The organism is Mycolicibacterium sp. XJ2546, assembly GCF_053483195.1.
In genome coordinates, this window is record NZ_JBEFRW010000021.1 from 32,164 (window position 1) to 55,691 (window position 23,528).

Below are 23,528 nucleotides of genomic sequence, written 5' to 3' on the forward strand. Positions count from 1 at the left end.
GATGTCGGGTTTAGACACGTGCGTTCTCCAATCGTTGAGCCAGTCCGGCCAGCATCGAGTCGGACTGTCGGGCCAGCACCCGACACAGCACGCGTTCGGCGAGTTGCTGGTCGACGCGCGAGCCGATTTCGACGGTGCTGGTCAGCGTCACCGTGGTCGAGGAACCCGCGGCCTGCAGCGTCCAGCGGTTGGTGAGCGCACCCAGCCGGTTGGGCAGGCCCTCGATGTCGTAGGCCAGCGTGTGCGGCGGGTCGAACTCGGTGATGCGCTCGACCAGCGTTTCGCGCCCGACCTGCAGGCGCCGCGTGGTGCCGACCGGTTCGACTCCGCTGATCAGGATGCACGAGTGCTCGACGTTGTCGGCCCACGTGCTGATCGCGCCGAAATCGGCCAGTACGTCCCAGATTTCCTTGATCGGCGCCGCGATGGTACGGGTGCGGTCAGTCGTTGCCACGGCTACCAATATCGCATGTGTTCTTGACGACCGCCCCGTCTTTAACGATCAGCACCAAGTTCTTGCCGGAGTCGCCGAGCACGCTGAGGTCGGCCAGCGGGTTCCCGTCGACCAGCAGCAGGTCAGCCCACGCGCCCGCGGTGACCTCGCCGAGCCGAGCGGACTTGTACGGATCGCGTTCACCGGCCAGCCGGAACAGCTCGGCGTTGCCCGACGTCACCATCTTCAGCGCCTCGGCGTTGGTGTAGTACTCGCCGAGCCGCACCATCATGTCGCTCTGCCGCGCGTCGTGCTCCGGCTCGAACAGCAGGTCGGTGCCCCAGGCGGTTTTCACGCCGTGCTTTTTCGCCCAGTCATAGACCTGCACTGTACCGCCGCAGATTTCGCGGTTCTTGGCCGCGCTCTCCTCGTTGATGAAGCCGTGGTCGTGTTCCTCGAACGGCTGCATCGACAGCCACACGTCGCGCTCGGCGAGCAACGCGACCGTCGCCTCGTCGGCGAGATGGCCGTGCTCGATGGACTTCACCCCCGCCTCCACTGCCCGGCGGATACCTGCGACGTTGTAGACGTGGGTGGCCACGTAGGTGCCGTAGTCCTCGGCGGCCATCACCGCGGCTCGCAGTTCGGCCTCGGTGAACTGCAGCGTGTAGAGCGGGTCGTACAGCGAGGCCGCCCCGCCGCCGGCCATCAGCTTGATCTGCGACGCGCCCAGTTTCAGCTGTTCGCGCACCGCGGCCAGGACCCGGTCGGGGCCGTCGGCCACCCGCATGAAGCCGATCTGCTCGGCTCGAGACTCCTTGCCGCCCAACGCTGTCGGCGTCTGATACACCCAGCCGAAGTCGCCGTGTCCGGCCGTCTGGGAGAGCGCCGCCTGACTGGGGTAGATGCGCGGGCCCAGCGCGAGGTCGGCGTCGATCACCTTCTTGATGCCCGCGGTGTCGCCGGCCATGTCGCGCACCGTGGTGAACCCGCGCAGCACGATGTCCTTGGCTTTGGCCAGCGACATCGCGGCGAGCTGGGTCTGTGACGCCATGACGAAGTCGATCAGCGTGTTTGCCATCCCGACGAGGTGCACGTGCGCGTCGGTCATGCCGGGCATCAAGGTGCGGCCGTTGCCGTCGATGACGTCGGCGACGTCGTCTTCGCTGATCGGGGAGGTCTCGACCGCGGCGATGGTGTGGCCGTCGACCAGCACATGCCCGGAGGTCAGGCGGTCCGAGCGGCCGTCGAAAATCTCGACGTTCTTGATCAGCAGGCGTCCCATGCCCCCAAGCTATCAGCGATTTCGGCGCGCTAAAGGACGCTAGCGGGGCATTAGCGCGCCGAAATCACGCTGGCGACCAGGGCCGCGGTGACGTCGGCGGTCGACGCGGTGCCGCCGAGGTCGGCGGTGCGGGTCTGCGGATTGGCCAGCGTCGCCTCCATGGCGGCCAGTACGTCGGCGGCGGCCTGCGGGTGGCCGAGATGCTCGAGCATCAACGCCGCCGACCACACCGCGCCGACGGGGTTGGCGACGCCGCGGCCCGCGATGTCGGGGGCGGAGCCGTGCACCGGTTCGAACATCGACGGGTACTGCTTGGTCGGGTCGAGGTTGGCCGACGGCGCGATGCCGATCGACCCGGCGACCGCTGCGGCGAGGTCAGAGAGGATGTCGCCGAACAGGTTTGAGCCCACCACCACGTCGAACCGCTGCGGTTGCAGCACGAACTTCGCGGCCAACGCGTCGATGTGCTCGCTGTCGAACCGCACATCCGGGAACCGTTCGGCGCGTTCGGCGACCACTTCGTCCCAGAACGGCAGCGTGTGCACGATCCCGTTGGACTTCGTCGCCGACGTGACGTATCCGCGCCGGGTCTTGGCCAGTTCGAACGCGAAGTCGGCGATGCGGCTGACGCCGACGCGGGTGAACACCGACTCCTGTACCGCCATTTCGTCGGGGAATCCGCGGTTGAGGCGCCCGCCGATCTCGCTGTACTCGCCCTCGACGTTCTCCCGCACGACCACGAAGTCCACGTCGGCCGCTTGGCGCAGCGGGCTGGAGACGCCGTCGAACACCCGGATCGGCCGCAGGTTGACGTACTGCCGAAACGCCCGCCGGATCGGGATCAGCAGCCCCCACAGCGAGACGTGGTCGGGCACACCCGGCCAGCCGACCGCGCCGAGCAGGATGGCGTCGAAGCCGCCCAGGGTTTCGATGCCGTCGTCGGGCATCATCGCGCCCGCACGCTCGTAGCGTTGACAGGACCAGTCGAATTCGGTGTAGGACAACTCGATTCGGTGTTCGGATGCGACGGCATCGAGTACGGTGCGCGCCGATTCGATCACTTCCGAACCGATCCCGTCCCCGGGTATGACGGCGATAGAACTCATCCGCCCAAACCTAGCAGGCTCTTCCGCCACTTCCTCTTGCCGCCGAGTGTGGGGTCGTGTCACGCCAACCGGCGCCGGAGCGTGCGGGTAACCCACGTTCGGCGGTCAAGGTGTGGACAGGCGGCGGGCTAGGCCTGAGGCGCGCACCGCCCGCCGCTGGATCGCCGCGCGCACCGACGCCTCCGGGCCGACCACCCGCACCCGCCTCTTCGCCCGCGTCACCGCCGTATAGAACAGCTCGCGGGTCAACAGCCGCGAGTCCTCCGGCGGCAACAGCACCGTCACCTCGTCGGCCTGGCTGCCCTGCGACTTGTGGATCGTCATCGCGTGCATGGTCTCGACGTCGGCCAGCCGGCTGGTCGCGAACTCGACCCGCGACGTGCCCGCGATCACCGCCCGCAACACCCCGTCGCGCTGCACCGCAACGCCCGTGTCGCCGTTGTACAGGCCCAGCCCGTAGTCGTTGGCCGTCACCAGCACCGGCCGCCCGACGTACCAGTCCGACCAGATCGGCTCGCCGGTGCGCTCGGCCAGCCACCGCTCGACCTGATGGTTCCAGTACCGCACGCCGTACGGGCCGCGTCGATGCGCGCACAGCAACCGGTGCTCGTTCAACGTCGCCAACGCCGCGGAGTCGTCACCGAGTATCGCGGCCTGCCGAAGGCTAACCGCCCACGGCACCAACACCTTCCGCAGATGTTCGGCGGGTGCGTCGGTGTCGGCCCACTCGATGTGATCGCCACCTTCGCGCAGCACCTCGACGGCGGTGTCCGCGTCACCTGCCCGGATCGCCGGCGCCAGCGCGCCGATCGACTCGCCGAACCGGTGCGACGTCTTCAGCTCCGCGATCCGCGCGCCGCCCAGCCCGTCGACCAGGTCGGCCAGCACCGCGCCGGCCTCCACCGATGCCAGCTGGTCCGGATCGCCGACGAGGATCAGCCGCGCGTCCGGGCGCACCGCCTCCAGCAGCCGCGCCATCATCGTCAGCGACACCATCGACGTCTCGTCGACGACGATCACGTCGTGCGGCAACCGATTTGCGCGGTTGTGCCGGAATCGCGCCGACGTGTCCGGCCGGCTGCCCAGTAGCCGGTGCAGGGTTGTCGCCTGCAGACCTTCCAACGCGGAGCGGTCGGCCGCCGACAGCTTGTCGACCTCGGTCTGCACCGCTTCTTGCAACCGGGCCGCGGCCTTACCCGTGGGCGCCGCCAACGCGATGCGCAACCTGCTGCCGCCGGCCAACAACGCCAGCAGCCGCGCCACCGTCGTCGTCTTACCGGTGCCCGGACCGCCGGTCAACACCGTCAACCCTTGCGACAGCGCCACTTCGGCCGCGGCGCGCTGCTCCTCGAACCCGGCCGGAAACAGCCGGTCGACGTCCGCGGAGGCCCGGGTCGGCGTGGCCGAATACATCGCCAGGATGTCCTTGCAGACCTGCTCCTCCTCACGCCAGTACCGGTCGAGGTAGAGCAGATCGCCCTCGACGCGCAGCGCCACCCCGGTCAACGGGCTGGCCCGCACCGCCGCACCGAGCCCCTTCACCTCGACCTGCGCTTCGGTCGACGGCAGGTCCAGGCACACCGACCCACCCCGCAACGCGCGCACCAGCAGCGCGATCGCCAACGCCGCCCGCTCGTCGTTGTCGCCGGCCAGCATCGTCAGCCGTTGTGCCACATGCACATCCGACGATTCGATCAGCTCGGCGTCGGTGAACGTGCGCAGCAGACCTGTCGCGCCAAAAGCCCGTCGCCACCGGCCGCTCGTCATGCCAGCAGCTCCGACATCTCGACCGTCAGCGCCGCGGGCGGCCGCCAACTGAACACCCCCGCCGGATGCCCGTCGACCACCGGCGTGGACGGCCCGCACATCCCGCGCAGGAACAGGTACAGCACCCCGCCCAGATGCTGCTCCGGGTCGTATCCGGTCAGCCGCCATCGCAGAAAGCGGTGCAGCACAACGCTGTACAGCAGCGCCTGCAGCGGATAGTCCGTGTGCAGCATCGCCTCCACCAGCCGCGGCTGCCCGTAGTCCGCGGCGGTCAACGGCCGCGACGGGTCACCCAGCCAGTTCGTCTTGTAGTCGACCACCAGGTACCGGTCGTCGACGCGCAGCACCGCATCCACCGACCCCGACAGGTACCCCTTCAACGGCTGCCCGCCCAGCGCCGCGCCGGTCAGTCGCTGCGCGTACGACGCCAGCGGATCGTCGCCAGGCAGGTGCCGGCCCAACAGCTCGCCCACCGCGCGCAGCCGACCGCCGCCGAGCGGGAACTCGAAGTCCATCTCCCGCATCCGGTCGGCCAGCCCAATCTGCCGCAACGTGATCCCGGGTGCCAACGGGCCCAGCGGGGTGTCGTGCAGCGGGACCATCGCGGCCGCCAGGTCGTCGGCGGCGACGTCGACGGGCCACCACACCGAATGTTCTTCGATGCGGGCCTGCAATTCGGCGGCCAGATCGGGCGCCAACGGGTCGGCGTCCTCCAGCACCGCGTGCACCAGCGTGCCGAACTTCGCGCCGGCGGGCAGCTCGGCCATCGGCGACGGCACGTCGGCACCGACCGGCGAAGAGGTCAGCGGGATCTCGGCCACCTCGTCGTCGAGCTCGGCGATCTCCGGCTCGCTGCTCACCGGGGTGGCTTCTGCGGCGCGGATCAGCCCCGAGTACGACGTGCGCCGCCACGACGTGTCGATCGATCGGTGAAAGTGCCTGGCCGCCAGTGTGTCCGGCGCCTCAGCTCGGGGCAACTGAGGTATCGGCCGCGGCACCGACTCCTCGACCACCAACCCGCCCACAGCTTCCCACTGTTTGAAATGCGCCCACGCGTCATCGTCGGTCACCTTCGACGGAACGACGGCCGGCGGCACCTGCGCCTGGTTCGGCGTGCGGCCGCGCAGCACCCGCGACAGGCCGCCGCAGGGCTCATCTTTGGACGGCGCCCACCACGCCACCACTTGGGATTGGGCCCGCGTCAACGCGACGTAGGTGAGCCGGCTGTCGTCGCTGGCGTCCTCGGCGCGGCCCTGCTGCACGACGGCGTGGTAGTCGGGGCTGTCGGGTCCGCCGATGTGCAGGCAGCGGGTGTTGCCTTCGTGATAGAGCACCAACTCCGGATCGCGCACGTGCCGGTTGAACGTGAACGGCAGGTACACCACCGGGAACTGCAGGCCTTTCGCGACGAATACCGTCATCACCTGTACCGCCGCGGCATCGTTGTCGAGGCGGCGGAACCGTTCGGTGGCGCCGCTGCGTTCACCGCGCTGCTCCCGCAGCCAGTCCCGCAGCGCGGGCAGGCTGTAATGCTCGCGATGCGCGGCCTCCTGCAGCAGCTGGGTAAGGTGGGCGAGGTCGGTCATGCGCCGCTCACCGTCGCGCCAGGACAGCACCCGATCGGTCATACCCGCCAGCTGCGCGGCCTCGAAGATCGCGGCCACCCCACGCTCGCGGGCATGACCGGCCCACTCCCGCAACGTATCCGCGACAGAATCGGTCAGCGCGTCACCGCCATGCACCAGCTCCTCGGCGGTCTTGCCGAAGAACATCGTCGCCGCGGCCGCGCGCACCATCCCGGGACGGTGCGGCTGGTCGAACGCCTCGAGCAGGCACAGCCAGTCCTCGGCGGCCTCGGCGCCGAAGATGTCCGAATCACCGGTATACACCGCGGCAATGCCGGCTTCGCACAGCGCGTCGTAGCACGCGCGGGCATCGACATGCTTCTCGACGATCACCGCGATGTCCTTGGCCTCGATCGGCCTGCCGTCGAACGTCGCGCCGCTGGTCAGCAACGCGGCGATATCGGCGGCCATGTCCAGCGGGATGTGTCTGCGCAGATCACCGATCAACGCCGGGTTGGTTCCGCTGCGGCCCACCGTCTCCCGACGCACCACCCGCAACCGGAACGGCTCGCACGACGGCGCACCGACCAGCCGCGAACCCTGGTGCGCCGCAGAGACTTCGTGCACGACGATCCGCGGATCCCCGAGTTCGGCGCCTTTCAACACCACCTGCAGCCGGTCGACCAGCGCCCCGTCGCTGCGCCAGTTCGTGCCCAACGTCATCTGCACACCGGCGGTCGCTGCGGCGTCGAGGTAGGTGACGATGTCACCGCCGCGGAACGCATAGATCGCCTGTTTGGGATCGCCGATCAGGATCACCGTCGAACGGCCGGTGAAGGCCCGGTCGATCACCTGCCACTGCACCGGGTCGGTGTCCTGAAACTCGTCGACCAACACGATCGGCCAGCGTTGATGCATCCGCAGCTGAGCGGGGGAGTCCTCGGCCTGCAACGCGAGAGCCAGCCGGCCCAGCAGATCGTCGTAGCCGAGGATGCGACGGCGACGCTTGCGGATATCCAGCTCGGCCAGCACGTCTATGGCGAACTGAACGCAGACCGCGGCGCGTGAGTCGGGTTCGGGGTCGACGGGCCGAAGTTCGGTCGCGGGCTTGTTGACCACCTCGCGGGCCAGGGTCAGCGCATCGTCGTAGTCCAGCAGCGGAGCTTCGCGCTCGCGGCCGAAGTGGCGCAGGTACAGATCGTCGACGATCTCGGTGGTCAACTCGTCGAGGCTCTCCACCAGCTCGACGCCGGCGTCGGTGTCACCGGCCACGCCGAGTGAGCGCAGTACCGTCTGGCAGAACTGGTGCGTGGTGGCGATCGTCGCGGCGTCGAAGGCCGCCAACGCGTCGCGCAGCCGCTGCTGCCGGTTCTGGTACTCGTCGGCGGCGCAGTCCAGCAGATGTTTGACCACCTGGTTGTCGCCGGCCAGCGACGGATCGTCGAAAGCCGTGACCGCATCGACGATTTGGCGGCGGACCCGGTCGCGCAGCTCCTGGGTGGCGGCCCGGCCGAACGTGATCAGCAACATCTGGTCCAGCGTCGCAACGCCTTCGGCCACATAGCGGGTGACCAGGCCGGCCAGCGTGAACGTCTTACCCGTTCCCGCGCTGGCTTCCAATACGGTGGTCGACCGTTCGGCGGGCAGCGGGCCCAGCAGATCGAAGGGCGGCATGGTCATTGCAGCGCTCCCAGCATCGGAAGCCACAACCGGCATGCGTAGGTGTCGAGGCCGCGGGAAACCAGATCTTTGAGCCAGGCGTTCTTGCCGAACGCCAGCTGGTATGCCGCCTCGGTGTCCTCGCCGGGGTAACGGTCCGAGCGCCACCGGTAGCCGGCCCGCCGTTCCGGCTCGCCGTGGCCGTGGACGGCTTCGGCCCACGCGTACGACGTCTTGACCGGCAGCGGCAACGGTTCGCGTCGGCCCTCGTCGTAGAGCGCCACCAGATCGGCCAGCAGCTCGACGGCCGACGACTCGGGGCGGCCCATCACCTCGACGCGGGGGGTGGTGCCCCGCGGGGGCCTGCCGACCGACACCGCGGTCCAGTTGCGCGACGGAGCGTGGGCGAGCAACGCCAGCAACCGAATCCACGGCTGCAGCAGATGTCGCCCGTCGAGCTTGGAGTACGTCGCCGACACCAGCTGATCGCCGTAGACCGGCGCCACCGTGCCGGTGACGCGCCGCCCACCGCCGATGTCGATGTCGACGTCGACCGCGCCCGGTTCGGCGCTGCGAAAGGGCCGCACCGCATCCGCGATCAGCCCGGACTGCTCGCAGATCTTGTTCGCTGTGCGCCAACCCAATTGGCCCGGCGGCAAGGTGCCTCGCCGCCATTCGAGGTCTTTGGCCTCGCGGGGTTCCATGCCGCGCAGCATGTCGTGCAGCATCCGGTCACCGACCGTCCACTCCTCGAGCGCGTCGATGTCGACGGGCATGGCGTCCTGGACGCCGTCGACCTCCCACGGCAGCGTGTACTCCAGCGCGCGAAAGAATCCCTTCACCGGGTCGCGGAAGAAGTTGAGCAGGTCGGCCAGCGCGACATCTTCGGGTGGGGGAGCGGGCAACGGCCCGGCGATGAACGGCTGCCGCTCGGCGCGCTCGCCGGCGCGGGCGTGGGCGGCCCGCAGCACCGTGGGATCGAACGTGAACGGTTGCCCCGCCGGCATACCCAGCGCGCCGGGGACGACGTTGCGGGTGTCGAAGGGCTGCAACGGATGTTCGACGACGACGGTCTTACGTACGGGGTGCTCGGTGGTGTGCTCGAGCGTGTCGAGCAGTTCGGCCAGCGGCACCGCGGGCGGGCGTTCCTGTCCGTTGTATTCGTTGGCGCCGGTGTAGGTAATCACCAGCGTCTCGGTGGCCGCGCCGATCGCGTCGAGCAGCAGTTGGCGGTCCTCCGAACGGATGTCGCGCTCACCGGTCATCGGGTCGCGGGCCAGCGCGTCGTCGCCGTCGACGATGCCGCGCCGCGGGAACACGCCGTCGTCCAGGCCGACCAGGCACACCACCCGGTGCGGCACCGAGCGCATCGGCACCATGGTGCACACGGTCAGCGTGCCGGTGCGGAAGTTCGCCCGGGTCGGCCGGCCGGCCAGGTGGCGCTGCAGCAGCGCGCGGATGTCGGGCAGGCGCAGCAGGGTGTCGGCGCGGGAACCGGCGTCGGTGAGCACGTCGCCGAACTCGCGCTGCAGCTGGCTGATCTGCCACGCGTCGTCGTCGCCGACGTCGGCGAGCAGCTCGATACCGTCGGTCAGTGCCTTCAGCCAGTCCGTCAACGGCTGTGCGCCGGTAAGGGATTCGACAACCTGTTGGAGCCGGTCCACGTACTCGGCCAGCTTTCCAGCCAGCTCGACGCGGTTGCTGCTGACGTCGTCGAGCGGCAGCGTGGTCTCGATCCAGGCGTGCGAATCGTCGGACATCGCCACCCCGGCGAGCACCCGGTCGATACCGAAACGCCAAGTGTTCTGCACGAAGTCGACGCCGAACGGATGGCGATGCTGTTGGTCGAAACCCCACCGGATATTGGCCTGGCGCACCCAGCGGGTGATGTCCTCGAGATCGTCATCGGTGAAACCGAACCGGGTGCGCACCGGCGCGGCGTGCGCGAGGTTGAGCACCTCGCTGGAGGTGGCGCGTCCGCCGGCCAGCGCCAGCAGTTGCGACGCCACCCCGAGCAGCGGGTTGGTCTGGGTGAGCGCGCGGTCGGCGAGCTTGACCCGCAGCTGATGCGCCGGATGCACACCGGTGATCATGTCGCCGAGCCCGAACCCGGCGACGATCAGCGGCGCATAGGTCTCAATATCCGGGCACATCACGAGGATGTCGCGCGGCTCCAGCGTCGGGTCGTCGGCGAGCAGCCCGAGCAGCACCTCGCGCAGCACGTCGATCTGGCGGGCCGGGCCGTGGCAGCTGTGCACCTGCACCGAGCGGTCAGTAGCGTTGTGCGAGCGGCCTTTCGGGCGCAGGGCGTTGGCGGTGATGTCGGCCTGCAGCCAGCCCAGCAGGGTGTCGGGGCGCTCGGGGCCGGGCAGGTATTCGTCGGTGTGGGCGTCGGCGGGCAGGCTGCGCTGCAGCTCGCGAAGGTCGCGGCCGAGGGTGGCCAGCAGCGGATGGTCGACCTCGCGGTGGCTGGTGTCCTCGCTGCGCGGGATCTGCCCGTGCACGCCGCGCAGCGACGACCACAGCCGGTCGCTGGGATGCGGCAGCCACAGGTGCAGGTCGTGGTGGGTGGACAGCGCGCGCAACAGTTCTATCTCGGTGCTGGGCAGCCGGGTGTGGCCGAACAACGACATCCGCTGCGGCAGATCGGTGGGTGACTCCTCAAGCATCGCAACGGTTTTGGCGTGCCTGATGTGCGGCGGATCGGCGGCGATCTTGTCGAGCAGAGCCCGCCACAGCGGCGGCTGCCACCGCAGATCCTCGGCGACGTCACCGGCGTCGCCGTTCTCCCAGTCGACGAGCAGCTGCGGACGCTGCCGGGCGTAGGAGGCGAACAGGCCCGCGAGACGGCGGGCCACCGCGTAGCGCCGGCCCTGCCGCAGTTCCTTTTCCTCACCGGTTTCGAAGTGGCCGAGGTGGGTGGCCAGCGGCTTGCACCAGGCCTCGGTGCAGCTGGCGTCGATCACCTCCAGCAGCGGCCACACCATCGCGTCGGGCGCCCACGGGTCGTCGGCGCTGCGGTCGAGGCCGAGGAGTTCCGCGATCAGCGAGCGCGGATTGCGGAACGCGATACCCGCACAGACACCGTCGTCGCCGGCCCCGCGGCCCAGCACGTGCGAGAGCCGCTGGCTCAGCCAGCGTTCGACACCCTTGGCGGGCACGATGACCAGTTCCTGCGCGAACGGGTCGGCCAGCGGATCCGACAGCAGCGCACCAAGGCCATCGGCAAGCAGGTCGGTACGTTCCGCCCGATGGATAAACAGAGCCATCGAAGCGATTCTGCCGTGTTCAGCCGCGAGGCATACGGGCGATGATCACCGGGACCTGGGCAGCGTTGGCCACTGCGGTGCTGACCGAGCCCAGCAGCATGCCGGTGAACCCGCCGCGGCCGTGGCTGCCGAGCACCACCAGCTGGGCATTGTCGGCCTGCTCCAACAGCCGCGGCGCCGGGCGGTCACACACCACGACCCTGCGCACGCCGACGTCGGGATACCGTTCTTGCCATCCGGCCAGCCGCTCGGCGAGTACTTCTTCCTCCTGGTCCTTGATATTCCGCCATTCGATCGGCGCCCAGTCCGTCGGCGGGAAGCCCAGCGGGCCCATGTCGCTCCAGGCGTGCAGCGCTACCAGCTCGACACCGCGGCGCGAAGCTTCGTCGAAGGCGATCTGTGTCGCGAGTTCCGAGGTCGGTGATCCGTCGATGCCGACCACCACCGGGGCTTGCGAGCGCTCGGTAAGCGGTACCTCGTCGTGGACGACGGCCACCGGGCAGTGCGCGTGATGGGCCACGCCGGAACTGACCGAGCCCATCAGGGCACGGGAGACGGCGCCCTGTCCACGGCAGCCCACCACGATCATGTCGGTCCGCTTGGAGAGCTCCAGCAGGGTCGGCACGACCGGGGCGTAACTGACCTCGGTGCTCACCTGGGCCGCGCGGTCCGAAGACACGGCCGCCACGGCGACCTTGTGCGCGTGCTCGATGATCTGGCGGGCCTGGTCTTGCTGCAACCTCGCGTAGTCATCCGAGGCCTCGGTCCATCCCTCGGTGGTCACCAGCGGCGCCACGACATGCACGACCTTCAGCGGTACGTTCCGCAGCTCGGCATCGCGTGCGGCCCACTCAACCGCCACCATCGACGACGGTGAGCCGTCGGCACCGACCACGATCCCCAACGAAGTTTGTTGGTCCGACACTTCAGTCTCCTTCCCAGCACACCAGGCGCAGGTGCTCTCGACATTAGGTGCGATTCGACGGGATGTCAGTGGGCTTTAGTCCCTAACCGGCCGAGCACTTTGGCCGATAACGTGTTTGGCCATGTCGGTGCTGGGCTGGATCGTCGTTTCGGGCCTGGCGATGAGCGCATTAGCGCTGATCGGTGGCGCGGCGCTGTTTTTACCGCCACCGCTGTTCTCGCGCGTGGTGCTGCCGATGGTGGCGCTGGCCGCAGGCACTTTGCTCGGTGGAGCGCTGTTTCACATGCTGCCCGAATCGATCGCGGTGCTCGGCAACCAGCTATCGGTCTATCTGTGGGTGGCGGCCGGCATGGTCTCGTTTCACGTCCTCGAGCAATTCCTGCACTGGCACCACTGCCATCGCCCGATCGACGAACATCGTCCCATCGGCTATCTGATCCTGGCCGCCGACGGACTGCACAACCTCATCGGCGGAGTCGCCGTCGGCAGCGCGTTCATCATCGACATCCGGCTCGGCATCATCACCTGGCTGGTCGCGGCCGCACACGAAATCCCGCAAGAGATGGGCGATTTCGGGATCCTCGTGCACAGCGGCTGGCGCGTGCGGCACGCGTTGGCCTACAACGTAGCCTCAGCACTGACATTCCCGCTCGGCGGGTTGATCGCCTACGGCTTCGCCGGGCACGTCGAGGTCGCGGTTCTGGTGCCGTTCGCCGCGGGCAACTTCATCTACATCGCGCTGGCTGATCTATTGCCCGAAATCACAAGCTCGCCGCGCCTTCGCGAGAAGGCCGTGTACACCCTGAGCTTCTTAGCCGGGTTAGCGCTGCTGGGGACGGTCGCGTTGCTGGGATGACGCCCACCGAGCCACACTGCGCGGATACGCTCGGACGCGTGAAAACCGTCGTCTGCACCAACGCGAACCTGCACGTGGTCGAGCAACCGACCCCGATCCCGGCGAAGGGCCAGCTCCTGATCGACGTGCAACGCTGCGGCATCTGCGGCTCCGACCTGCACGCCCGCCACTCCATGGACGAGCTCGCCGACGTGATGGCCGAAACCGGCTACGACGAGTTCATGCGTTCCGATCAGCAGGTGGTATTCGGCCACGAGTTCTGCGGCACCGTGCTCGACCACGGGCCCAAGACGCGCAAGGCGCCCAAGCCCGGCACGACCGTGGTCGCGATGCCGCTGCTGCGGCGCGGCAAGGACGTCCACGGCATCGGGCTGACCGCCAAGGCGCCCGGCGCGTACGCCGAGCAGCTGCTCGTCGAACAGGCCCTCACGTTCCCGGTGCCCAACGGGTTACCTGTCGAGGTGGCGGCACTCACCGAACCGATGGCCGTCGGCTGGCACGCCGTGCAGCGCGGCGACGTGCGCAAGGGCCAGGTCGCCTTCGTGATCGGCTGCGGGCCGATCGGGCTGGCGGTCATTCTGGCGCTGAAGGCCAAGGGTGTGCGCACGGTGATCGCCAGCGACTTCTCGGCCGGCCGGCGCGCGCTGGCGACCCGCTGCGGCGCCGACGTCGTCGTGGATCCCGCGCAGGAATCGCCGTTCTCCGGTGAGCACGGCTTCCTCGAATCCTTCACCGACGCCGGGGATCTCGCGCTGAGCACGATCGAGAAGATCCACAAGCTGCGGCTGCCATGGTGGCACGTCTGGCGCGCCGCGGACAAGGCCGGCGCGACCACGCCGAAGCACCCGGTCATCTTCGAATGCGTTGGCGTGCCCGGCATTATCGAGAGCATCATCACCAGCGCGCCGGTGTTCTCGCGCGTGGTGGTCGTCGGGGTGTGTATGGGCGCCGACCACATTCGGCCGTCGATGGCGATCAACAAGGAGATCGACCTGCGCTTCGTGCTGGGCTACACGCCGCTGGAGTTCCGCGACACGCTGTATCTGCTCGCCGACGGCAAGATCGACGCCGCCCCGCTGATCACCGGAACCGTCGGGTTGGGCGGTGTCGAGGCCGCGTTCGACGCGCTGGGCGACCCGGAGGCGCACGCCAAGATCCTGATCGATCCCGGAAGCGACGCGGACGCGCCGTAGCGGGGGCTGGGGCGCCGGGGGGTATGTGGCAAGTGCCAAGCTCTGCGCGAATTATTCGCTGCTAATGGCCATGGTGGTCGGTAAGAGCGAATCTTTCGCGCATAGCTTGGCACCTTCGGTCACCATCCTTCAGAGCGCCGGGGCCACCGGACGGCGAGACTGCGAGGTGTATGCTTGGTGTATGGCACGCACAAACATCGATCTCGACGATGCGCTGGTCGCTGAGGTGATGCGCAGATTCGGCGTCGCCACCAAGAAAGACGCCGTCGATCTGGCGTTGCGACGACTGGTCGGCGCCCCGCTGGACAAGGAGTTCCTCCTCGGGCTGGAAGGCGTCGGATGGGACGGCGACCTCGACGAGCTGCGACGCGAGCAGCCCGACGAGTTGTCGTGATCCTGATCGACACCTCGGCGTGGGTGGAGTACTTCCGGGCGACGGGTTCGGCGGCTGCAGTCGAAGTCCGGCGCTTGCTTTCCGAGGAAACAGACGACGTCGCGATGTGCGAGCCCGTCGCGATGGAAATCCTGTCGGGTGCGCGCGGCGAGGATGTGTACCTCAAACTCGAGCGCTTGGTCAATGGGCTGCCGTCATTGGCCGTCGACGGCGCAACCGACTTTCGGGCGGCCGCACAGATCTACTGCACTGCCCGTCGCGCCGGCCGCACGGTTCGCAGTATCAACGACTGCTTGATCGCGGCGTTGGCCATTCGGCATGACGCTCGAATTGTCCACCGTGATACCGACTTCGAGGTGATCGCGGCGATGACCACCCTCGAGGCAACATCGTTGCGATGAAACCCGTCAGCCCCGGGCCACCGAGTTCCGCGAAGAGGCGTTGATCTCGGGGTCGCCGAAGTGGTAGATCACGCCGTTGTCGAACCCGGACACGATGATGGCGTTGGCGCTGTCGAGGGTCACCTGATTGTCGACGCCGGACACGTTGACCATCGCGCAGTGCCCGGTGATCGTGACGGTGTTGTTAACCCCGCTGATGTTGATTTCGCTGTCGTCGCACTCGACGGTCTTGGTGCCGTCCACGCCCGCGACGCTGAGCTTGCCGCCCGGCGGCGCGGTCACCACCGAGTCGTTGCCGGGCAGCATCGGCTCGATGGCCGGGAAGTCGACGTCGGGCGCAGGCACCGGGTCCAACAATCCGCCCCCGCCGGCCACCCCGGGGTCCACCCTGGCCGTCGTCTGTGTGCTCATGTTCCACACGATCGCCCCGACCACGCCGAACACCGCCAGCACTGCCACCGCGATCACCACGAAGATCACCATGGCCGGCGTCCGACTGTGGGACTGCTGCGGGTACGGCACCCCGTATTGCGGCGCGCCATACGGGTCCGCCCACACCGGCGGCGGCAGCGGCTGTGTAGGTGGCGTCGGCTGGGTCGCGCCCAACTCGACGGCGCCCGGCCCGGTCCGCAGCTGCTCGAGCTGGCGGATGCGCTCCTCGGGGTCGTCCTGCGGATTCATGGGCAGATATTGGCACACTCCCGTTTGCGACGGCGGATTAGCGGCAACTCGGCCCTCATGATCGGCAACTTGCGATCCGTCGTCGTGGACTGCAGAGACCCCCGAGCGCTGGCGGACTTCTATGCCAAAGTGCTCGGCGGCACCATCACACAAAAAGACGACACCTGGGTGGTGCTGACCGACCCCTCGGGTCGACGGCTGGCGTTCCAACACTCGCCGGAGCACGAGCCGCCCACGTTCCCCGATCCGCGTGGCTCCCAGCAGTTCCACCTCGACATCGCAGTCGACGACGCCGACGCCGCCGAACGCGACATCCTGGCTCTGGGCGCCGCCCGGGTCACCGACGCCGTCGGCAAAGACAACTTCCGGGTCTTTCGTGATCCGGCCGGCCACACCTTCTGCCTCGTCTGGGACTTCGACGACTAAAGCGTGCCCGGCGCCCCAGATGGGTATGAAGACGGTGTGGTGGCAGCAGGTTTCATCGCCGTCGGCGCCGGCCCGGCCGGGGTCAGCGCCGCGGAGACGTTCCGCGCCAAACACCGCGACATCCCCGTGCGCATCCTGACCGACGACCCCGCCCTGCCGTATGCCAAACCGCCGCTGAGCAAGGGCTATCTGTGCGGCCGCGAAGACAAGCGCGACCTGCACAGCCCCGCCTGGTTCACCCGCAACCGCGTCGACCTGATCCGCGGCGTCGCCGTCGCCGCCATCGACGTCGACCGCCAGGAGGTCATCACCAAAGGCGGCAGCCGCTACCCCTACTGGCACCTCGTCATCGCGTCGGGCGCCACCGCGGTGCGGCCCGACATCCCCGGCGTCGAGTCGGCGCTGACCCTGCGCACCTTCGCCGACGCGGTCGCGCTCAAGATGGCCGCCCGCTACGCCGACTCGGCCGTCGTGATCGGCGCCGGGCTGATCGGCTGCGAGGCCGCCGCCTGCCTGGCCGAGCAGGGTGTCGCGACGACGTTGGTGGCCGCCGAACCCGTGCCGCTGCACCGTCGCTTCGGTCTGGAAGCCGGTGAACGCGTGGTAAAGATCCTGTCCGACAACGACGTCCGCTTCGTCGGCGAAGCCACCGTCATCGGCATCGACGACGCCGGCGTGCTGCTGGGTAGCGGTGAAGCCGTCGACGCCGACGTCGTCGTGACGGCCACCGGGGTGCGGCCCGACGTCACGCTGGCCCGCGCGGCCGGGCTAAAGATCCACGACGGGCGCATCGTCGTCGACGAGCACATGCGCACGTCGGCGCGCAACGTCTACGCCGCCGGTGACGTCGCGCTGGCCCGAAACGTCACCGCGGGCAGGCACATCCCCGCCGAGCACTGGCGCGACGCCGCCCAGCAGGGTTACGTCGCCGGGCTTACCGCCGCCGGCTACGGCGCCCGCTGGGACCAGGTGCCCCAGTTCTCCTGCCTGATCGGCAATTCCGCGCTCAGGTACCGCGGGTGGGGCACCGGCTACGACGTCAGCAGGCTCGTCGACGACCACAACGGCTTCACCGTCGAGTACGAGGCCGACGGCAAGGAAGTCGGCGTGCTCACAGCCAGTCTCGGCGTTTGAAGCTCACGTACAGGATGATCACGAGCAGCACGATGATGATGCTGCTGGTCAGGAAGCCGGCCACCGTGTCGATGCCCGGAAACATCACGTTCTGGCCGTAGAAGCCGGTGATCGCCGTCGGCACCGCGATGATCGCCGCCCAGCCGGTGAGCTTCTTCATCACCGTGTTCAGCCGCGCGTCCTGCAGCGAGAGGTTGGTCTCGAACACCGTGGTGATCATGTCGCGCAACGACTCGGTCCACTCCGAGACCCGCAGCACGTGGTCGTAGAGGTCGGCATACAGCGGGTCGAGCTCGGGTGCGGTCTTGGCGTCCAGGCGGCGGTGCTGAATCGAGTTGACCATCTCGCGCATCGGCAACACCACCCGCCGCAGCTTCACCAGGTCCTTGCGCAGCTGGAAAGTGCGGCGCTGCAACTCATCACGCGGCCGGTCGGCGAACAGCTCGTCCTCGATCCCCTCGATGGCGTCGTCGAGCACCTGTACCGCGTCGAAGTGGCCGTCGACCACGACGTCGAGAAGTCCGTGCACCAACGCACCCACGCCGTACTCGTGGCCGCCGAGTTCGTCGAACCGCTGTGACGCCGAGTCGATCTCGAAGTCCGGGGGCAGCCGCACCGTGATCAGCCCGCGCGGCAGCACGAACCCGGAGATGCGATGGGTCTGGATCGTCGCCTCGTCGACCGAGACGGCGTACACGGTGAAAAAGGTGTGCGTATGGTAGGCAACGGCTTTGGTGCGTTCGGCCTCGGCGATCGCGTCCTCGACCGCCCAGGTGTTCAGCCCGATCTCCTCGGCCAGCTCCTTGAACGTCTCATGGTCGGGGTCGTAGATGTCGCACCACACCAGGGCGTCGGCGTCGGCCAGGTAGTCCGAGATCGACGCGAAGTCGAAGTCGTCCTGCGGCTTACCGCCGCGCCACACCCGCCCCCGGACCCGTTTCACAGCGTCCTAGAGACTGAATTCGCTTGCCAAGCCGTCGATTCCGGCGCGGATCGCGGCCAGCGCCGACTCGCGCGCCTTCATCTTGGTGGCCAGGTGCGCGCCCGCGTGGATGCCCGACGCCGCCTCGGCGGCCACCTCCTGAGCGCGGGTCAGCACCCGATCCGCGTCGACGATCTCGTCGAGCCAGCCGCCGGTGATCGCCTCGTCGCCGGCGAACGTCGCGGCCATCGACGCGCCCCGCTGAAACGCCGCGGGGGTCAACCGCATCCGCATGATCTCCAGCGCCGCAATGGGTATCGTCATGCCGATCGCCACCTCGATCGCCTGACATTTCGACTTCGGTTGGCCCACCCGGTGATCCCCGGACAGCAGCAGAAACGATCCCATCGCGATCGCCGGGCCCGTCGCGGCCATGATGACCGGCTTGGGAAACGTCAGGCACCGCACCGCCAGCTCGAAGCCACCGGTCAGCATCCCGAGCCCGGCCTTCGCGTCGCCGGATTGAAACACCGTCAGGTCGAAGCCGCCGCTGAACACCCGCCCGTTGCCCGCCAGCACCACGGCCTTGGCGTTGTCCTTCTCGGCGCGGTCCAGGGCGTCGTTGAGGGCCGCCTGCATCGCGGGCCCGAGCACGTTGACCTTGCCGTCGTCCATCGTGATGGTCGCGACGGATTCGGTCAGGTCATAGCCAACGGCGCTGGTCATCGGTTCTCCTTAAGGTGTCCGACAGGATGCTAGCGCCGAAAGTGAAACCACGGTCGTTGCGCACCGGTTTTGCGACCGTGGCTGCAATCTCGGTGCAACAGGCGCAAACGGCGCAATAGGTTACGACACGAGCTTGTCGCGCGAGACCAGCCGCTCACCGCGGGCCAGCCACTCCGGGTCCGCCCACGTCACCCGCGCGGGCAGGCGCCGCCAGTACTCCGGATGCTCGCGCAAATACACATCCACGCTGGAATGCACTGCCGCGCCGTCGGGCAGCCGGCGCATCGCCAGCCGGTGCGGGCTACCGGCCACCGCGTCGAACTCGGTGGGCAGCGGGACCGCATACCGCAGCCGCGGCGACACCCGAAGGCTGGCCCGCAGCGCCCCGTCGAGCATCCAATCGAAGGTGATCGCGGCCAACGGCCCACACGCGCCCGGAGATCCGGTGATATCGGCGTGGGTGCCGCGGAACCAGACCTCCTCGGTACGCTCCGATGCCCATCCGACCAGCCGCTCACCGGGCAACCCGTCCACCGCGACGGCGTGGCGGCCGAACACGACGTTGCGCAGCGGCGCCGGCGTCGTGCGCCGGGTGAAGCCCGGAATCCGCAGCGTGTCCCACATCCCCAGGAACCACACCGGAACGCTGACGTCGTGTCGCGAGGACAACCCGGCTGCGATGCGCGCCACCCGCTGCCAGTCTTGTGCCGTGCGCTCGGTGCGCGGCAGGGCATACGCATCGAGCACGTAATCCATCAGGTCTGGCAGCACCCCGACGGTGCCGAGCAGCCGGGTCAGCGTCTGCGCGCAGTACGCGCCGCGGCCGGACCCGAACAGGAAGATGCGGTCCTCGGGTGCCCAGTGGTCGACGAGGAAGCGGTAGGCCTGCGCGATGGCGGTCCTGGCGTCGTCGGCGGCTGCCGCGCGCCGGTGCAGTCGATGCGGCGCCGACGCGCATGATTCGTGCCAGCTGAGTTGCTCATTTCCCTCGACAAGCAAACCCAGCAAGCGCTGCAGGTTGGTGCAGTCCGGCCCCACCGGATCACCGCGGAACCGGTCGAAACACAACACGAGCTTCTTCACGAGGCCCCCCACGGCTCGGATTGACGCGCTCGTCTCAGTGTGCCTGGCAAAGCAGGCGATGTCTATGCGCGGTTCGCTAAAAACGTGCCGTTACGTGAGTGCCAGCTCGACACCCGCGCTGGCGGAGTCGGCGCGCAGTTCGACCGTGCCCGGCACCGTGCCCGCCGGGACGGTGAATGCCAGCGCGACGTCGGCCTTGCCGCCCGGCGCAAGTTCGGCGACGCCGCCGCCGAGCGCGGCGGTGGCCTCGTCGTCGATGTAGTAGACGGCGCCGTCGGCCTTCAGCGTCTGGTAGGTGCCAAGGAACGTGGCGGGCGCGTCGCCGACGTTGGTGACGGTCAGGTTGACGACGACGTGCTCGCCCGCCTCGTCGGACTCGTAGCCCCGCACGGTGAACGACATGGGGCCGTCGACGCCGGCGTCGACCGGGGAAGCCTGCGGCGGGGCGACCCAACCGCTGGTCGCAATCGCCCTTGCGGCAGTGTCGCGTTCGACTTCTTCGCCTGCGACGATCGCGGTCGTGTTGATAAACAACCCGTAGATCACGACGAACACCAGCACCGCCAACAGCGCCGAGCATGCGGCGGCGTAGGAGATGACGAGCCGTCGGACGTCTTCGGTGGGCGGGGCGGTGGGCATCGCGCCGGATCAGCCGCCCATCAGCGTTCGCCACTGGTCGAGGTTGCTGACCCGGTACACGTAGTTGGTCTGGCGCACCTCCGACAGCGACGCGCTGGGCTCGGCGGAATACCAGTGCCCCGGGAACACCGTCGGATCACCCGACAGCTTGGCCAGCGCCTGCAGGCTGCGGAACATGTCGTCGATGTTGCCGCCGGGGAAGTCGGTGCGCCCGCAACCCTCGAGGAACAGGGTGTCGCCGGCGACCAGGCGCCCGTCGAGCAGGAAGCACTGGCTGCCGGGGGTGTGGCCGGGGGTGTGCAACAACTCGATGTCCAGGTCGCCGACCTTGACCACGTCGCCGTGCTGGTGCTCGGTGAGCTCGCTGCGTGCGATCCCGGTGACCTTCGAAACCCAGTCCGCCTCGAGGTTGTTCACGTGCACCGGGACGCTGACCCGGTCCAGCAGCTCGGCGAGACCGCTGAGCTGAAAGCCCATCATCGACCCGCCGACGTGGTCGGGGTGGTGATGCGTCACGAGCACGCCGGAAAGGTGCATGCCGTCGGCTTCCAGGGCGTCGACCAGATCACCGGCGGCGTAGGCCGGATCCACGACGACGGTGTCGCCGGTCTGGCGGTCGCCGATCAGGTAGGCGAAGTTGCGCATCTGCTGCGCCATCATGTCGCTGGCAGCGAAGTCGCGACCCGACAACAGCTGGCGGAAATAGAGGCGGTCAGAGTCAGCCATGAGGTCAGGGTATCGGCGGGTCACTCGTCGCTGCGCAGCCGGACCATCCGGATGGTGCTGCTCTCGTCGAGTTCGGCGATCTGGTCGCGTGAGCGCAGGAAGTCGCTGAACGAGCGAAAGCCCAGCGACCGCTCCGAGAACGACGGGTCCATCCGCTTCATCTGCGCCTTGACCGCCGAATTGTGCAGCCAGTCGGCGTCGTCTTTCTCATGTCCGATACGCAGCGCGCGCTCCAGCAATGCCGTCGCCGCAACCTGCGGATCGGGAGCCTCGGGTTCCTGGTCGGCGTCGGCCTTGGTGCGTCGTCGCTTGGGCGCCTCCGGCGTCTTGACCGGGGTGACGCCGGGCAGCGCGTCGTAGGAGACGTACTCGTCGCACGCCGCGGTCAACGAGCGGCTGATGGAGCCGGTGATGCCGATGCCCACGACGTAGCGGCCGAGGCGTTTGCAGCGCTGGGCCAGCGGGATGTAGTCGGAGTCGCCGGCCACGATCACCACGTGGGTCAGGTCGGGCAGCCGGAACATGTCCTCGACGGCATCGACGGCGAGCCGGATGTCGGCGCCGTTCTTGCTGTACGCGGCGGCGGGGAACAGTTGGACGAGGTCGACGGCGCGGCCGACGAGTTGGTCGCGGTAGTCGGCGTTGACGTCGGCGGACCAGTCGGCGTAGGCCCTGGTCAGCACCAGGGTGCCGAACGACGAGGCGAAGTCGATGATGGCGCCGACGTCGACGCGGGCCTCGGCCAGCCGGCCGGGATTCTTGTGGAAGCCGGCGGCCTTGTCGCGCTGAAACGAGTTGCGCCCGTGGATCTGGTCGTAGCGGGAGATGACGACGTTGTCGAAGTCCAGGTACACCGCCACGCGCGCAATGTCGGTATCGGTCATGTCGGGCTCCGTCCGTCAAGTATCGACTCGACCGATCGGCACGCACGCATCAGCGCGTCGCGTCGCTCCTGGTCGAAATCTCGTTCGGCGACATTGCGTTTCGCAAGCGCGAGCTGGCGGGCGATGGCGGCCCGCTGATCCGTGTTCGCGGCGCACCACGCTACCTCACCCAACAGGTCCAGGATCCCTCGCAGCACCGCGGCGTCGGCGGCACCGTAGTGCCGGGGTTGCGCCAGGGCCTCGTCGAGCAGGTCGGCGAAGTCGGGGCGCGCCAGCATCACTCGCGGGGCGCCGTCTTCGTCGGAGCGCAGCACCGGTCCCAGCCGTCGTTTGGCCAACGTGCACAGCAGCGCCGAGCTGTGTCCCAGCGCATGAACCGCGGTGGTGGGGTCGTTGATGCCCGGCGACAGCGCCTTGACCGCGACGTCGGTGAGCTGACGGATCGCATAACCGGCATCTTGCACTGTGGTGCGCTCGTCGCCGGTGTGAATTGCGCCGACGACCCGGTTGCACAGCGTCGCCAATTGGTCGGGGTCGAAGTCGGCGCCGCCCCGGTCGGGCCACACCCAGCCCACCGGTGTCCCGGCCACCAGCCAGGCGCCGGGCGGACGGGTCACGGCGATGACGGCGTTGTGCTCGACGGCGGCGGCCAGCAGCGCGTCCTCGTCGAGGTGCACCAGGAACCCCGATGCCGCCACCGGCACCACCGACGCGTCGCCGGGGATGTCGATGGACCGAACGCTAGGGTGCGGCGCGGCGCCGTCGTGTCGGTCGCCGTCGTCTTCCAGGGGCAGCAGCTCGCACGCGCTCTGCAGCCCGTCGGCGTAGACACTGCGCAGCATCGTCTCGACGCGGATCTCGCGGACCAGGTGAGCCAGGAACAGCACCAGGGCCACGACGCTGAGCAGCGTCAGCAGGAAGCCGATCGTCACCGCGATGCGCGGCACGAACTCGGGGTCGTCGCGAACGGTGCGCAACACGGTCAGCGCATAGGTGAAGGTGGCCAAGAACAGCGCCAGCGTGCGCTGCACGAAGCGGTCGCGCGCGAAGGTCCGCAGCAATCGCGGTGAGAACTGGCTGCTGGCCAACTGGAGGGTGACCAGCGTCAGGGAGAAGGTCAGCGACGTCACGGTGATCAGCGCGGTCGCCACCGCGCCGAGCACCTCGCGGGCCGCGGCCGGGCCGCCGCCGAACAACACCTCGGTCACCGCTGGCGGCAGGACGTCGTCGATCGCGCGGTCCAGGCGGGTCAGCGCGACGCCGCTGGCGATGGCGAGCAGTATGCCGACGGTGGGCACCGGCCACAGCCTGGTGCGCCAGGCGTCGGCGAGCAGCACCCGCCGTTGGTTGACCCCTGACCACACGCTCATCGCCGCACCTCCGTGGTTCATGCATAGCGCGGCGAAGCCGTCCCGGTACCGCTTTCGGGTGGGATCCGGTCGGCCGGACCGGCC

At 68.6% G+C, this 23,528-nt stretch carries 21 protein-coding genes; 6 read left to right on the plus strand and 15 right to left on the minus strand.

Going from position 1 to position 23,528, the window contains the following annotated elements; translation table 11 throughout:
• Positions 1 to 10: 10 nt before the first annotated feature.
• The 7 genes from ABQE44_RS23475 to ABQE44_RS23505 form a co-directional block, all read right to left on the minus strand.
• Positions 11 to 454, minus strand: a complete 444-nt coding sequence (locus ABQE44_RS23475) for an SRPBCC family protein (protein ID WP_448392114.1) — start codon at positions 452 to 454, stop codon at positions 11 to 13.
• The gene (locus ABQE44_RS23480; RefSeq protein ID WP_448392113.1) at positions 441 to 1,718 is read right to left on the minus strand and encodes a metal-dependent hydrolase family protein; all 1,278 of its coding nucleotides are present in this window, start codon (positions 1,716 to 1,718) and stop codon (positions 441 to 443) included. Before ABQE44_RS23480 ends, ABQE44_RS23475 begins: the two co-directional genes overlap by 14 nt.
• A 50-nt stretch (positions 1,719 to 1,768) precedes the next feature.
• Entirely contained in the window at positions 1,769 to 2,824 is a 1,056-nt protein-coding gene (locus ABQE44_RS23485) for a tartrate dehydrogenase (protein ID WP_448432181.1), read from the minus strand.
• A 105-nt stretch (positions 2,825 to 2,929) separates the two neighbouring features.
• Positions 2,930 to 4,591, minus strand: a complete 1,662-nt coding sequence (gene recD / locus ABQE44_RS23490) for an exodeoxyribonuclease V subunit alpha (protein ID WP_448432183.1) — start codon at positions 4,589 to 4,591, stop codon at positions 2,930 to 2,932.
• Entirely contained in the window at positions 4,588 to 7,830 is a 3,243-nt protein-coding gene (gene recB / locus ABQE44_RS23495) for an exodeoxyribonuclease V subunit beta (protein WP_448432260.1), read from the minus strand. Before recB ends, recD begins: the two co-directional genes overlap by 4 nt.
• A 2-nt stretch (positions 7,831 to 7,832) precedes the next feature.
• Complete coding sequence (gene recC, locus ABQE44_RS23500; RefSeq protein ID WP_448432185.1) at positions 7,833 to 11,084, minus strand: exodeoxyribonuclease V subunit gamma; 3,252 nt, start codon at positions 11,082 to 11,084, stop codon at positions 7,833 to 7,835.
• A 19-nt stretch (positions 11,085 to 11,103) separates the two neighbouring features.
• Entirely contained in the window at positions 11,104 to 12,009 is a 906-nt protein-coding gene (locus tag ABQE44_RS23505; RefSeq protein ID WP_448432187.1) for a universal stress protein, read from the minus strand.
• 121 nt (positions 12,010 to 12,130) lie between these two features.
• Here ABQE44_RS23505 and ABQE44_RS23510 point away from each other — a divergent pair, with 121 nt between their 5' ends.
• From ABQE44_RS23510 to vapC, 4 genes are all read left to right on the plus strand, one after another.
• On the plus strand, positions 12,131 to 12,865 hold the full coding sequence (locus tag ABQE44_RS23510) for a ZIP family metal transporter (protein ID WP_448432189.1): 735 nt from the start codon (positions 12,131 to 12,133) through the stop codon (positions 12,863 to 12,865).
• Positions 12,866 to 12,903: 38 nt separating this feature from the next.
• A complete protein-coding gene (locus ABQE44_RS23515; protein ID WP_448392106.1) occupies positions 12,904 to 14,058 on the plus strand; it encodes a zinc-binding dehydrogenase in 1,155 nt (384 codons plus the stop codon).
• 181 nt (positions 14,059 to 14,239) lie between these two features.
• Complete coding sequence (locus tag ABQE44_RS23520) at positions 14,240 to 14,452, plus strand: type II toxin-antitoxin system VapB family antitoxin (protein ID WP_448432191.1); 213 nt, start codon at positions 14,240 to 14,242, stop codon at positions 14,450 to 14,452.
• Positions 14,449 to 14,853 (plus strand): type II toxin-antitoxin system VapC family toxin, encoded by a 405-nt coding sequence (gene vapC, locus ABQE44_RS23525; protein WP_448432193.1) that lies wholly within the window; start codon positions 14,449 to 14,451, stop codon positions 14,851 to 14,853. The genes ABQE44_RS23520 and vapC overlap by 4 nt, the downstream gene beginning before the upstream one ends.
• Before the next feature lie 6 nt (positions 14,854 to 14,859).
• Here vapC and ABQE44_RS23530 read toward each other — a convergent pair whose 3' ends face one another.
• A complete protein-coding gene (locus ABQE44_RS23530) occupies positions 14,860 to 15,534 on the minus strand; it encodes a DUF3060 domain-containing protein (protein ID WP_448432195.1) in 675 nt (224 codons plus the stop codon).
• 57 nt (positions 15,535 to 15,591) lie between these two features.
• Between ABQE44_RS23530 and ABQE44_RS23535 the strand changes: the two genes are divergently transcribed.
• Positions 15,592 to 15,960: a VOC family protein gene (locus tag ABQE44_RS23535; protein ID WP_448432197.1), complete on the plus strand. Its 369-nt coding sequence runs from the start codon at positions 15,592 to 15,594 to the stop codon at positions 15,958 to 15,960.
• Positions 15,961 to 15,996: 36 nt separating this feature from the next.
• Positions 15,997 to 17,094: an NAD(P)/FAD-dependent oxidoreductase gene (locus ABQE44_RS23540; protein WP_448432199.1), complete on the plus strand. Its 1,098-nt coding sequence runs from the start codon at positions 15,997 to 15,999 to the stop codon at positions 17,092 to 17,094.
• On the opposite strand, the gene ABQE44_RS23545 is transcribed toward ABQE44_RS23540, so the two are convergent.
• The 7 genes from ABQE44_RS23545 to ABQE44_RS23575 all read right to left on the minus strand — a co-directional run bounded on the left by ABQE44_RS23545 (position 17,072) and on the right by ABQE44_RS23575 (position 23,444).
• Positions 17,072 to 18,037 (minus strand): magnesium transporter CorA family protein, encoded by a 966-nt coding sequence (locus ABQE44_RS23545; protein WP_448432201.1) that lies wholly within the window; start codon positions 18,035 to 18,037, stop codon positions 17,072 to 17,074. The genes ABQE44_RS23540 and ABQE44_RS23545 overlap by 23 nt on opposite strands.
• A 6-nt stretch (positions 18,038 to 18,043) precedes the next feature.
• Positions 18,044 to 18,742 carry a crotonase/enoyl-CoA hydratase family protein gene (locus ABQE44_RS23550; protein ID WP_448392099.1) on the minus strand — a complete coding sequence of 233 codons (699 nt, stop codon included), beginning with the start codon at positions 18,740 to 18,742 and terminating at the stop codon, positions 18,044 to 18,046.
• 120 nt (positions 18,743 to 18,862) lie between these two features.
• On the minus strand, positions 18,863 to 19,825 hold the full coding sequence (locus ABQE44_RS23555; RefSeq protein WP_448432203.1) for a phospholipase effector Tle1 domain-containing protein: 963 nt from the start codon (positions 19,823 to 19,825) through the stop codon (positions 18,863 to 18,865).
• 90 nt (positions 19,826 to 19,915) lie between these two features.
• Positions 19,916 to 20,464 carry a DUF4352 domain-containing protein gene (locus tag ABQE44_RS23560; RefSeq protein WP_448432205.1) on the minus strand — a complete coding sequence of 183 codons (549 nt, stop codon included), beginning with the start codon at positions 20,462 to 20,464 and terminating at the stop codon, positions 19,916 to 19,918.
• Between the two features lie 9 nt (positions 20,465 to 20,473).
• On the minus strand, positions 20,474 to 21,190 hold the full coding sequence (locus ABQE44_RS23565) for an MBL fold metallo-hydrolase (RefSeq protein ID WP_448392096.1): 717 nt from the start codon (positions 21,188 to 21,190) through the stop codon (positions 20,474 to 20,476).
• 20 nt (positions 21,191 to 21,210) lie between these two features.
• Positions 21,211 to 22,074, minus strand: a complete 864-nt coding sequence (locus tag ABQE44_RS23570; RefSeq protein ID WP_448392095.1) for an NYN domain-containing protein — start codon at positions 22,072 to 22,074, stop codon at positions 21,211 to 21,213.
• Positions 22,071 to 23,444, minus strand: a complete 1,374-nt coding sequence (locus ABQE44_RS23575) for a DUF2254 domain-containing protein (RefSeq protein WP_448432207.1) — start codon at positions 23,442 to 23,444, stop codon at positions 22,071 to 22,073. Before ABQE44_RS23575 ends, ABQE44_RS23570 begins: the two co-directional genes overlap by 4 nt.
• Positions 23,445 to 23,528: the final 84 nt, after the last annotated feature.